The sequence below is a fragment of the uncultured Aquabacterium sp. genome (genome assembly GCF_947366995.1).
Classification (GTDB): domain Bacteria; phylum Pseudomonadota; class Gammaproteobacteria; order Burkholderiales; family Burkholderiaceae_C; genus Aquabacterium.
This window is the reverse complement of the sequence record NZ_CANBCC010000029.1, coordinates 31,414-43,920: the sequence shown is the minus strand read 5'-3', so window position 1 is coordinate 43,920 and position 12,507 is coordinate 31,414. Positions and strand designations below refer to the sequence as shown.

Here is a 12,507-nt window from a genome sequence, read left to right as displayed (position 1 = left end):
ATCTACTCCATTGGGCGTCGAATCGACCGGCGGTCCCCGCAGCCGCCAGCCGCCGTGCGTCGTTGTGATCGTTCTCCAGCACCAGATGCACGTGTCGCCCGGCACAGGCGGCACGCGCCCGAATCGAGATCGTCTCCATGATGTCGGGGCTGCTGTCGTCGAGGATGGCGTGCACCGCGTCGAATCGCAAACCGTCGAGTTGGTACTCTTCCAGCCAGTACAGCGCGTTGTGGAGGAAGAAGCCGCGCACGGCGGCCGACTCGGGCCCGTCGAAGTTCGGTCCTGCGCCCCAAGGGGTCTGGTGCCGGTCGGTGAAGAATGCCGGCGCGTACAGCGACAGGTGGTTGCCCTGCGGGCCGAAGTGGTTGTAGACCACGTCCAGCATCACCATCAGGCCCAGGCGGTGCGCCGCCCGCACGAAGGCCTTCAGTTCATCGGGTGATCCGTAGGGGGCATGCGGTGCGAACGGCAACACGCCGTCATAGCCCCAGCCAAAGCGGCCCGGGAACGCGGCCAGTGGCATGAGCTGGATGCAGGTGATGCCGTCTTCGGCCAGATCAGCCAGATGCGCCTCGGCCGCGGCATAGGTGCCCTCGGGCGTGAAGGTGCCCACGTGCAGTTCGTACAGCACCGCCTCGGACCACGGGCGCCCCCGCCAGTCATCGTCCCAACGAAAGCGCTGGGGATCGACCACCTCGCTGGGGCCGTCAACGCCCTCCGGGTTCCAGCGTGAGGCCGGGTCCGGCACGCGGACGGGACCGGATGGCCCGTGCACCTGCCAGTGATACCGTGTGCCCGGTCCTGCGCCGGGCACGATGGCCTCTCGCCAGCCCAGCGCGTCGGGCGGGCAGGGAATGGCATGCTCGCTGCCATCAGCCTGGTAGACCAGCAGCTCGATCGGCAAGGGCGCAGGCGCCCACAGGCGGAAGGCTACGCCCCCCTGCGGCATCAACGTGGCCCCGTAAGGCATGTGGTGACAGGCGCGCTTCATGCTGTTTCCGAATGGGATTGGGTCATCAGGACCAGTGATCGGCCTGCAACCGGGTAACGCTCGCCAGCGTGCCACCCGCGGCGTGGGGGCTCGCCATCCGGGTCGGCGGTGTCGAGCACCACCGTCCAGGCATCGCTGCGATACGCCGGGAGGGCAAAGCGCAGGCGGTCGTGGTAGGCGTTGACGATCATCAGCACGCTCTCGCATGGCTGGGGGCGGCCTTGTGCGTCGCGTTCGTCGGTCTGCTGTCCGCACCAGATGGCGCATGCGCTGCGTGCTGCCGGGTTGTGCCATTCGTCGGCACTCATCTCGAGCCCGGCGGAGTTGAACCAGGTCAGGTCCTTGCGGCCGTCAGGGCCCGGCAGCCCGGTCAGGAAGTCGGTTCGGCGCAGGGCCGGCAGGCTGCGCCGCAGTGTCGCGAGGCGGGCCACAAAGGCCTTGAGCGGATGGTGCCGGGCATCGGTCCAGTCCACCCAGCTCAGCTCATTGTCCTGACAGTAGGCGTTGTTGTTGCCTTGCTGGGTGCGCCCCAGTTCGTCGCCGCCCAGCAGCAGGGGTGTGCCATGCGAAAGAAACAGCGTGGCCAGGAAATTGCGTTGCTGACGCGCACGCAGGGCGAGCACCGCCTCGTCATGGGTTTCGCCCTCCACCCCGCAGTTCCAGCTGAGGTTGTGGGATTCGCCATCACGGTTGCCCTCGCCATTGTCCTCGTTGTGCTTCTCGTTGTAGCTGACGAGGTCACGCAGGGTGAAGCCGTCGTGCACCGTCACGAGGTTGATGCTGTCCACGGGGCGGCGCCCGTCGTGCTGATACAGGTCCGCCGACCCGCTGAGCCGCCGGGCAAAGGCGGGCAGGGCGCCTTCGTCACCCCGCCAGTAGGCGCGCACGTCGTCCCGGTAGCGCCCGTTCCATTCGGCCCAGCCCGTGGGAAAGCCGCCCACGCGGTAGCCACCGTGCCCGAGGTCCCACGGTTCGGCAATCAGCTTGACCTGGCAGAGCACCGGATCCTGTGCCACGGCTGCGAAGAAGCTGCTGCGGATGTCGTAGTCGGCCGGGCCGCCGCCGCGTGCCAGCGCCGTGGCCAGGTCGAACCGGAAGCCATCGACATGCATCTGCGTCACCCAGTAACGCAGGCTGTCCATCACGAGGCGCAGTGCCATCGGGTGGTGCGTGTCCAGCGTGTTGCCCGTGCCGGTGAAGTCGGCGTGATAACGACGGTCGTGGGCCAGCCGGTAGTACGCGGCGTTGTCGATGCCCCGCATCGAGAGCGTGGGACCGAGGTGGTTGCCTTCGGCCGTGTGGTTGTAGACCACGTCCAGCAGCACCTCAATGCCCGCGCGGTGCAGGCGCTTGACCATGTCCTTGAACTCGTTGACTTCGCCGGTGGCGCTGTAGCGCATCTCGGGCGCGAAAAAACCCAGCGTGTTGTAGCCCCAGAAGTTGCGCTTGCCCATGGCCGTGAGCCGATGGTCGTCCACGAAGGCGTGCACCGGCAGCAGTTCGACGGCCGTCACCCCCAGCGACTTCAGGTGCGCGATGACCGGCTCGGTCGCCAGCCCGGCGTAGGTGCCCCGCAAGGCGGGTGGCACATCCGGATGACGCTGCGTGTAGCCTTTCACGTGGAGCTCACAGATCACCGTGTCTCGCCACGGCGTCTGCAGCAGGGCATCGCCTTCCCAGTCGTAGGCCTCGTCGATGACCTCGCACTTGGGCATCACGCCCGCGCTGTCTTCGTTGTTGAACGAAAGGTCGCTGTCGTCGTCTTCCAGGTCATAGGCGTAATGCGCTTGCGACCATGGCAGCGCCCCCCGCAGGACGCGCGCATACGGGTCGATGAGCAGCTTCGCCGCGTTGTTGCGTGAGCCCTGCTCCGGCGCATAGGGCCCGTGCACGCGCCACCCATACAGCGTGCCCGGACCGGCTTCGGGCAGGTACCCGTGCCAGATGTGACCGGTGCGGTGCACGAGCGGCCAGGTTGCCCTTGCGGTCGCGTCTTCCGGTGTGTCGAACACGCACAGGTCCACGCGCTCTGCCGCGCTGCTGAAAAGTGCGAAGTTGGTGCCTTTGCCGTCCCAGGTGGCGCCCAGCGGCCAGGGGCGCCCCACGCGCAAGGCCTCGCCGCTCATGACAGCCCGCCGACGTCCAGTGCCCTTCGCGCCATCAGGAACGCGGCGGCATTCCAGCTCTGGCCGGGCATGCCGCAGGGTGCGAGCGTGCGGCCGTGAAACCACTCCGTGAACCGCCAGTTGTCCAGGCTCAGCACGTGAGCCAGCTTGACCAGCTCGGTCCGCGCCAGATCGGTCTGCCCCTGGCCAATCAGGGCGAGCAGGAAGAACCCGCCGATGAAGGGCCAGATGCCGCCGTTGTGATACTGGTCCGGGTGGTTTTGCTGGTGGCGCGCCATGTAGGCTCGCCACAGGTCGTGATCCCGCGTGATCGGCGTCGTGACCGAACGGGCCAGATACGGCTCGTGCACGCCCGCGTTGATCAGCGTCTTCATGACGTCACGCCCGGCCGCGTCCTCGCGCAGGGCATAGAGCACGGCGAGCACGTTGCCGAACACATCTCCCTCGTCGCCCACGAACGACAGGTTGACAAAGCTCAGATACAGCCCCTTGTTGCGCTGACCACGCCGGGCGTAATGCTGCAGAAGCCGCCCGCGGCGGTACTCGGGCAGGTCACTCTGGTAGGGATGGAAGAGGTGATTGAAGTGGTAGTGCGTCTCGTCGAGCTTGGGCAGATCGAACAGGTCCTTCACCCGGTGCCACAAGGCGTTGGTGTAGAGCACGAAGCCCGAGCGGGGCATGATGTCGGCCCAATCGCTCGCCTCATTCTGTTGCAGCAGAAAGAAGCGCTGGTGTTCTTGTGCCTGCAGCCAGGTGATGGCCCGGTCGATGTGCCCGCGCCAGCGGCCGAACACGCCCGGCATGTTCGAGTGGCGCTGCACGTGAGCCACTGCAATGAGCCACCACAGCGTCGCGTCCACACAGCCGAGGTACCAGAAGTCTGCGTCGTGGCCGAGCGGATCGACGTACTTCGGGATCTGCCCGTTCTGCGCCTGCGCCCGCGCCAGCGAATCCAGGCTGTCGACGGCGCCCTGTTCCAGCGCCGGCACGCCGCTGCCCGCCATGGCGAGCACGCAGATCGCCGCATCGCGCCCGAACACGCGCGTGTAGCTGCGGCTTTCGGCCGCCTTGGTGCGGCTGGCGGCCAGGATGCCGGACGGCGTCAGGTTGTCCTTCAACAGGTTGATCGAAGCCCGGGTGCAGGCTTCGATCAGCTCGTCGGCTTCGGCACCGGTCGGTGGCAGCGAGGCCGGGGCCACGGCGGGTTCGGCGGCGGTGCTCACACGGCCTCCCGTGCCAGCAGCTGCAGCAGGCCGGCGAGAGGAATCGCCACCCAGTCCGGTCGACTGTGGAGCTCGTAGCGCAGTTCGTAGAGTGCTTTCTCCAGCTCGAACAGGGTGAGCAAGGCGGCATCGTGCCCCGCCAGCTTCGCCGCAGGCGGTGGGCTATCCGCCGGATCGGACGCCTCAGGCGCCTTCGGCTCGACGTACCCGGCGAGGAAGGCATCGCGCACCTGCTGCTCCCACGCTTCGGCAATCGGGCCCAGCAAGGCCTGCTCTTCGGCCGAGTGCACGGCAGAGCGCAGGGCGCCCAGGCGGGCATAGCTGAATGACCGCAGCATGCCGGCCACGTCCAACCATGGCGGCTGCTTGGTGCGTCGCTCATCAATGGGTCGAGCCGGCTCGCCCTCGAAGTCGATGATCACGAAATCGTTGGCCGTCACGAGCACCTGGCCCAGGTGGTAGTCGCCATGACAGCGTATGCGCTGTGCACCGGCAGGCACGCTCAAGGGCCGTTCGATCAGGCCGATCAGCGCATCGCGGCCGGCCAACACGGCGGCGGCGGCATCGCGCACTTCAGCGGGCAGGTCAGGCTGACGGTCGGACAGCAGGTCCAGGCTGCGCGCGACGTCGGCCCGCACACGGGCCTGGATGGCCGTCACGTCGGCAGCGGTCAAGGCTTCCGGCTCGAACAGGGGATCGCCTGAAGGCGTGGCGAACGCGGCGTGCAGCTCGGCGGTGCGACGGCCCAGCGTGCGGATCAGGTCGAGGAAGGCCGCGTGCACGTCCTGGGCCTCGGCCTCGGCCATCGAGCGCGAGCGCTCCAGGTGACGCTCGAGGTAGCCGGCCGTGTAGGCCCAGCCGTCGCCCTGGTTGCCGATGTAGCCCTGCAGGATGGCCAGGGGGCGCTCGGTGCCGTCGGGCGCTTGGTGGGTGAGCAGGCCCGCCACGGGCACGATGTGCTCGAAGCGCGCGACCTCGGTCAGGAACCGGCCCACCTCGTATTCCAGGCTGGGGCCGGGGCGCACGGCCCGATAGCCCTTGAGGAACAGCGTTTCATCTAGCGTGACGACGGTGTTGCTGCTCTGACCGAGTGGCTTGCTGACCGGCAGGCTGTCGAGCTTGTCTTGCAGCAGCGCGTCGTAGACCGCGCTGGCTTCAAAGCGCAGGGTGCCGCCCGAAGTCGGCAGGCTCAGGCCCTGACCCATGGCCCGGACCACCGCGCGGCAGAACGCGGCATCCGAGAAGGCATCGGCCATCACCCCCACCTGGGCATGCTGTCGTGTGCGGGCCAGGGCCGTCATGGCCAGCGCCCGCGTGCGCTCCTCGTCCTGCTCCTCCCACGCCTTCGCCAGGGGCATGAAGTAGCTCACGCCATCGCTGGCGCTCTGCACGTCGACCAGGGTGATGAGCCAGCTCCGCGCACCGTCCGTCCACATGACATGGTCACGCAGCGAGGCCCGTTCGATGGCCTGGCCCTTGGCGGCATACCAGCGCTGCGTCTCGATGTGGCGGGGCAGCACCTGCTCTTCCAGTTGTGCCCGTGTCTTGACCGCGAGCGCCGAACGCCAAGGCACCACCATCTCGGGAAAGAAGCTGCGCCAGCTGTCGAACAACACCAGCACGGGAACGTCTTCCATGGGCACATGCTCCTCGTGCCAGCTGGGTGCGCCGGCATCCTTGTCGAGTCGGAACCAGTAGAAGCCGTGTGCCGCAATGGTCAGCAGATAGGGCAGCTCACCGATGGGCGGAAACAGCGTGCGGCCCAGCAGTTCCACCGGCACCCGCCCCTTGTAGCGCGAGAGGTTGAGCTCCACTGGTTGCGCCGAGCGCGCCAGGTTGGCCACGCACAGGATGGTGTCGTCCTCGTACTCGCGCAGGTAGGCCAGGATCTTCGGGTTGCCCGGCTTCAGAAAGGTCAGCGCGCCGCGTCCAAAGGCATGGCTGCTCTTGCGCACGGCGAGCATGCGGCGCATCCAGTTCAGCAGCGAAGACGGATCACGGAGCTGCGCCTCGACGTTGACCGCCTGGTAGCCATACACCGCGTCCATGATGGGCGGCAGGTAGAGCTTCTGCGGATCCGCGCGCGAGAACCCCGCGTTGCGGTCCGGACTCCACTGCATCGGCGTGCGCACGCCATTCCGGTCGCCGAGGTAGACGTTGTCGCCCATGCCGATCTCGTCGCCGTAATAGATGATGGGCGAGCCGGGCATCGACAGCAGCAGGCTGTTCATCAGCTTGATGGTGTCGATGTTGTTCTCCATCAGGGGCGCGAGTCGGCGCCGGATGCCAAGGTTGATGCGCGCACGCGGGTCGGCCGCGTACGTGTTGTACATGTAGTCGCGCTCCTTGCTCGTCACCATCTCGAGCGTCAGCTCGTCGTGGTTGCGCAGGAAGATCGCCCACTGGCACGAGTCGGGAATCGCCGGCGTCTGGCGCATGATCTCGACCACCGGGAAGCGGTTTTCCTGCGCAATGGCCATGTACATGCGCGGCATCAGTGGGAAGTGATAGGCCGCATGGCACTCGTCGCCTTCGCCGAAGTAGTCCCGCACGTCCTCGGGCCACTGGTTGGCCTCCGCAAGCAGGAAGCGGTTCTCGTAGTTCGCGTCGATGGCCGCCCGCAATTGCTTGATGATCGCGTGGGTTTCGGGCAGGTTCTCGTTGTTCGTGCCGTCGCGCTCGATGAGGTAGGGAATGGCATCCAGCCGGAAGCCATCGACGCCCATGTCGAGCCAGAATCGCATCACCTTGAACACGGCCTCGAGCACGGCCGGGTTGTCGAAGTTGAGGTCGGGCTGGTGGCTGAAGAAGCGGTGCCAGTAGTAAGCCTTGGCCACCGGATCCCAGGTCCAGTTGGACGTTTCCGTGTCGGTGAAGATGATGCGTGTTTCGGGGTAGCGCGTGTCGGTATCGCTCCACACATAGAAGTCGCGCTCAGGTGAGCCAGGCGGCGCGCGGCGGGCCGCCTGGAACCACGGGTGCTGGTCGGACGTGTGGTTGATCACCAGCTCGGTGATCAGCTTGAGATCCCGCTTGTGGACTTCATCCAGCATGCGCTTGAAGTCATCCAGCGTGCCATAGCAGGGATGGATCTCTTCGTAGCCCGAGATGTCGTAACCATCGTCGCGCAGGGGCGAGGGATAGAACGGCATCACCCAGATCGCGTTGACGCCCAGGTCCTTGATGTAGTCCAGCCGGGCCGTCACGCCATTGAAGTCGCCGATGCCGTTCTCATCGGCATCGAAGAACGCCTTCACGTTGAGCTGGTAGATGACCGCGTCCTTGTACCAGAGCGCCTGGTCGTCACGCGGCACCGTGGCGCCCTGGGCGGCTTCTTCGAGATGCGGGATGTCGGGCGAGAGCATGTTCATGGCTCCACAACGTTCTGATCTGACAGGGCAGGAGGCATGCCTGCCGCCGCAGCCCCGGGGCGCTGCACGACCAGCGCATGCGCGGGGGTGACCGACGGGTCGAGGATCACGAAGTTGTGCGGTCCCTGCCAGGTGAAGCGCTGCTCGGTGAGTGCGTCGTGCAGCTCGTACGGCGCGTCGGTCGGCAGTCCCAGCGCACCCAGGTCCAGCGTCACCCAGCCGGACTGGACGTACTGCGGGTCAAGGTTGAGCACCATGACCAGCGTGTCTTCGCCTTCGCGCGCCTGCCGCGACCACACCAGCAGCTGCGGGTTGTCGGTGTCGTGAAACCGCAATCGGTCCATCGACTGCAAAGCCACGTGCGTACGCCGCAGCCGGTTGAGTCGCGCGATCAGCCCGGCCACGCTGTCGGGGCGGTCTACGGTCCACGTCTCGCCCCAGTGTCGAAGCTGGTACTTCTCGGAGTCAAGGTACTCCTCGCTGCCCGGGCTGCGCGGCCGGTTCTCCAGCAGTTCGTAGGCTGGCCCATACAGCCCGTAGCTGGGGCACAGCAGGGCAGCCAGCACCACGCGCAGCGCGAACACGGGTCGCCCCTGGTGGTGGAACTGCTCATGAAAGATGTCCGGTGTGTTGGGCCAGGCGTTCGGCCGGAAGTAATGCCGACCGGGCCCTTCCGCCAGTTCGGTGAAGTAGGCGCGCAACTCCTCGCCCGTCTGTCGCCACGTGAAGTAGGTGTACGACTGCGTGAACCCCAGCTTGGCCAGACGGTGCATGACCTTCGGGCGGGTGAATGCTTCCGACAGGAAGATCACGTCCGGGTGCTGCGCCTTGATCTGCGCGATCGCCCACTCCCAGAAGGCGAACGGCTTGGTGTGCGGGTTGTCGACGCGGAACACGCGCACGCCCAGCGCGATCCAGAAGTCGAAGACGCTGCGCAGCTCCTGCCAGAGAGCCGGCCAGTCGCTGGTTTCGAACTCGAACGGGTAGATGTCCTGGTATTTCTTGGGCGGGTTCTCGGCGTACTGCACCGTGCCGTCCGGACGCCAGCGGAACCACTCCCGGTGCTCGTTCACATAGGGATGGTCGGGCGCGCACTGAAAGGCAATGTCCAATGCGATCTCGATGCCGTACTCGGCGGCACGCGTCACCAGGTCGGCCAGATCGGCAGCGGTGCCCAGTTCCGGATGCACGGCCTTGTGGCCCCCTTCGCTCGCGCCGATGGCCCACGGGCTGCCCACATCGCCCGGCTCGGCCACCTCGGCGTTGTTGCGGCCCTTGCGGCGTTCACGGCCGATGGGGTGGATGGGAGGCAGGTACAGCACGTCGAACCCCATTTCGGCCAGGTAGGGCAGGCGGGCCACCACATCGGTGAGACGGCCGTGCACGCCGGGCTGGGTACCCGCCGAGCGGGGAAACAGTTCATACCAGGCGCTGAACCGGGCACGCAGCCGGTCGGCCACCAGCGGCAGCGTCTGCGGCCAGACGGTCTGCAGCCGCCGATCCGGATAGCGCAACGCGCGGGCTGCAATGGCCTCGTCCAGCGCGATGGCCTGGATGGCCTGCACCTCGACCGCCTCGTCGGTGGCGTGCCAGCGCCACTGCCGCGCGGCCTCGCTCAGATGCTCACGGTCTTCACCGGCGGCACGGCTGGCCGCATCGTCCAGCAGGTCGGCGCCGATGCGCATGGCCAATCGGATGTCCGCCTCACCCTGACGGCGCTTCATCTCGCCGCGCCAGGACTGAAAGCGGTCCACCCACGCGACCACCGTGTAGCCATAGCGGCCGGGCACCGGCGGCGTGAAGGCTGCCCGCCACTCGTCGTTGCCCAGCGGGCGCATCTCCACATCCTGCGCGTCGCCGGCTTCGGCATGCCACCTGAGCACGGCGCGCACGGCATCGTGGCCATCGGTGAACACGTGCGCGGTCACCTCGAAGGGCTCGCCAGCAATGCACTTGACCGCAAAGCGGCCGGCATCCACATGCGGCAGCACCGCATCGATCACCGCGCGGGCGCGGCCTTCATGGGGCGCCCCGACCAGTTGCGGCGGTGGCGTTCTCGGTTCAGTGTTGGCCTTGCGCGGCATGCGCCTCCCCTTTGAGCACGACTGCGGCAAGCGGTGGCAGGGTCAAGGGCACCGACCAGGGGCGCCCGTGGCTCGGTTGGTTGACGGCCATCACACCGCCCAGGTTGCCCCACCCCGATCCACCGTAATCCGTCGCGTCGCTGTTGAAAATCTCCTGCCAGTGGCCCGGCGCGGGCACCCCCAGCATGTAGCCCTGCTGGGGCACTGGCGTGAGGTTGCACACCACCAGCAGGCTGCCTGCACCACCCCGCGGCTTGCGCAGAAAGGCAATCACGTTGTTGACCACATCGTGGCTCTCGACCCACTCGAACCCCTCCGGGCCGAAGTCGATTTCGTACAAGGCCGGCTCGCGTCGCAGCAGGGCATTGAGCTGCTGCACCAGGCGCATCACGCCCTGATGGGGCGCCTGGGCCAGCAGGTGCCACTCCAGTTCGCCCTCGTGCGTCCATTCACGCTGCTGCGCAAACTCGCCGCCCATGAACAGCAGCTTCTTGCCCGGGTGCGTCCACATCATGGACAGCAGCAGGCGCAGGTTGGCCATCTTCTGCCAGGGGTCGCCGGGCATCTTGCCGATCAGCGAACCCTTGCCGTACACCACCTCATCGTGCGAGAGCGGCAGCACGAAGTTCTCATTGAACGCATAGACCAGCGAGAAGGTGAGCCGCCCCAGGTGATGGCGCCGGTACAGCGGGTCTTCCTTCATGAAAGCCAGCGTGTCGTGCATCCAGCCCATGTTCCACTTCATACCGAAACCCAGGCCGCCCATGCTGGTGGGGCGCGACACCATGGGCCAGGCGGTCGACTCCTCGGCCACCGAGAAGGCATCCGGATGGGCGCGGTACAGGGCCTCGTTGAGCCGGCGCAGAAAGGTGATCGCCTCAAGGTTTTCCTTGCCGCCATGCTGGTTCGGCACCCACTGGCCGTGCTGCCGGGCGTAGTCCAGATAGAGCATGGAGGCGACCGCGTCGACTCGCAGGCCATCGATGTGATAGCGGTCCAGCCAGAACAACGCCGACGAGATCAGAAAACTGCTGACCTCACCGCGGCCGTAGTTGAAGATGCTGGAATGCCATTCGGGATGGAAGCCCTGACGCGGGTCGGCGTGTTCGTACAGGTGCGTGCCGTCGAAGTAATGCAGGCCGTGGGCATCGGTTGGAAAGTGCGAAGGCACCCAGTCCAGGATCACGCCGATGTCGTTCTGATGCAGATGGTCGACGAAGGCCATGAAGTCCTCCGGCGTGCCGTAGCGGGCCGTCGGGGCAAAGTACCCGGTGGTCTGGTAGCCCCATGAACCGTAGAAGGGATGCTCCGTGACGGGCATCAGCTCCACGTGCGTGAAGCCCAGCTCCTTCACATACGCCGCCAGCTCCTTCGCGAGCGCCCGCCAGCCCATCGGCCGGCCATCGGGGCGTCGCCACGAACCCACGTGCACCTCGTAGATCGACATGGGCGCCGACAGGCCGTTGCGCTCGGCGCGGCGTGCCATCCAGGCCTGATCACCCCACGCGTAATGGCTGCTCCAGATCCGCGAGCCGGTGGCGGGCGGCGCCTCGGAATAGAAGGCGACGGGGTCGGCCTTCACCAGTTCCTGGTGGTGTTGCTGGCTGCACAGGTGGTACTTGTAGATGTGCCCGTGCCGCGCTTGCGGAATCACGCCATGCCAGATGCCGCTGCCGCGCTCGCACGGGCTCAGTGGATGAGCGTGTGGATCCCAGCCATTCCAGTCGCCCATGACCGTGACCCGCTCGGCATTGGGCGCCCATACAGCGAACCGGGTACCGCCTTCGGGGCCTTCGTTCGGGTGGGCTCCCAGGATGTCGTACAGACGGGCATGCGTGCCTTCGTGCAGCAGATGGATGTCGAGGTCACTGAGCATGGGCCGAGCCGGAAGATGGCGGTATCGCACGGTGGCAAAGGACGTGCCCGGCGGGCGCGCAGCCGCCCAGGCACGGGATAGGGGCCCACCGGGTGGGCTGGCAAGAAGTGCAGACGCACCGGGAAAAGGTGCCGGTGCGGATACAACCGCCTCACCGGATCTCGGGGGGCGGCGTGACCTCGGGCTGCGGTGGCACAGGCGACACCTCGGGCTCCGTCAGCGGCGGGGCGATCTCGGGCTGAGGGGGCGTCGGCGTGATCTCCGGGCCGCGGTCGGGCTGCGGAAAATCGGGGCCCTGCGGATCCGGCACATCCGGGCCTTCCGGCGTCGGAATGTCGGGGGCAGGCGAGGGCGTGCCCGGACCGGGTGGCACAGGGGAGGGAACGGTGGGAACGGACATGGGCGACCTCACTGATGACGCGCAATGGCCTGAGCCAGTGCAGCCTTGTTCATCCGGGCACGCCCCGGAATACCGAGCTCGCGGGCGCGTGCATACAGCGCCTCGCGGGTCTGGCCCTGGGCGTCAACCCCGCCATACGTGGGCTGGTCGCCCCGACGGGCGGCATCACCCGAGGCGGCAGCCTGCGGGTCGGACGGGCCGCGCCGGGCTTTCGGTTCCCAGTGGTCGCCCACCTTCTCGAAACTGTGCTTGAGCGAAGACATGGCCGTGCGACGCGCGCGTTCCCCGGGGCCATAGGTCTCCTCGGCGTGGGCCAACGTTTTGGTGTACGTGCGCTGGGCCTTGGCCGGCGAGCGTTTCAGCGTCGAGGGAAGGGCGGTGTTGGTGGTTCGGCTCGGCATGGCGGCGTCCTCCGTGGAAGGGTGATGCTGCCAAC

Annotated in this window: 8 protein-coding genes; all 8 read right to left on the bottom strand. The window is 67.0% G+C overall.

Annotation, left to right across the window (positions count from 1 at the left end; translation table 11 throughout):
* A partial coding sequence (locus tag Q0Z44_RS09715) for an alpha-amylase family glycosyl hydrolase (RefSeq protein ID WP_298012036.1) occupies positions 1-991 on the bottom strand: 991 nt, incomplete at its 3' end.
* A complete protein-coding gene (gene glgX, locus Q0Z44_RS09710) occupies positions 988-3,117 on the bottom strand; it encodes a glycogen debranching protein GlgX (RefSeq protein ID WP_298012034.1) in 2,130 nt (709 codons plus the stop codon). The genes glgX and Q0Z44_RS09715, both read right to left, overlap by 4 nt.
* Positions 3,114-4,301: a glycoside hydrolase 100 family protein gene (locus tag Q0Z44_RS09705; protein ID WP_298012039.1), complete on the bottom strand. Its 1,188-nt coding sequence runs from the start codon at positions 4,299-4,301 to the stop codon at positions 3,114-3,116. Before Q0Z44_RS09705 ends, glgX begins: the two co-directional genes overlap by 4 nt.
* A 35-nt stretch (positions 4,302-4,336) precedes the next feature.
* A complete protein-coding gene (gene treS / locus Q0Z44_RS09700) occupies positions 4,337-7,711 on the bottom strand; it encodes a maltose alpha-D-glucosyltransferase (protein WP_298012031.1) in 3,375 nt (1,124 codons plus the stop codon).
* A complete protein-coding gene (locus Q0Z44_RS09695; protein ID WP_298012029.1) occupies positions 7,708-9,795 on the bottom strand; it encodes an alpha-1,4-glucan--maltose-1-phosphate maltosyltransferase in 2,088 nt (695 codons plus the stop codon). The genes treS and Q0Z44_RS09695 overlap by 4 nt, the downstream gene beginning before the upstream one ends.
* Positions 9,773-11,671 (bottom strand): 1,4-alpha-glucan branching protein GlgB, encoded by a 1,899-nt coding sequence (gene glgB / locus Q0Z44_RS09690; RefSeq protein WP_298012028.1) that lies wholly within the window; start codon positions 11,669-11,671, stop codon positions 9,773-9,775. The genes Q0Z44_RS09695 and glgB overlap by 23 nt, the downstream gene beginning before the upstream one ends.
* A gap of 151 nt (positions 11,672-11,822) precedes the next feature.
* The gene (locus Q0Z44_RS09685) at positions 11,823-12,071 is read right to left on the bottom strand and encodes a hypothetical protein (protein WP_298012026.1); all 249 of its coding nucleotides are present in this window, start codon (positions 12,069-12,071) and stop codon (positions 11,823-11,825) included.
* 8 nt (positions 12,072-12,079) lie between these two features.
* A complete protein-coding gene (locus Q0Z44_RS09680; RefSeq protein ID WP_298012024.1) occupies positions 12,080-12,472 on the bottom strand; it encodes a ChaB family protein in 393 nt (130 codons plus the stop codon).
* Positions 12,473-12,507: the final 35 nt, after the last annotated feature.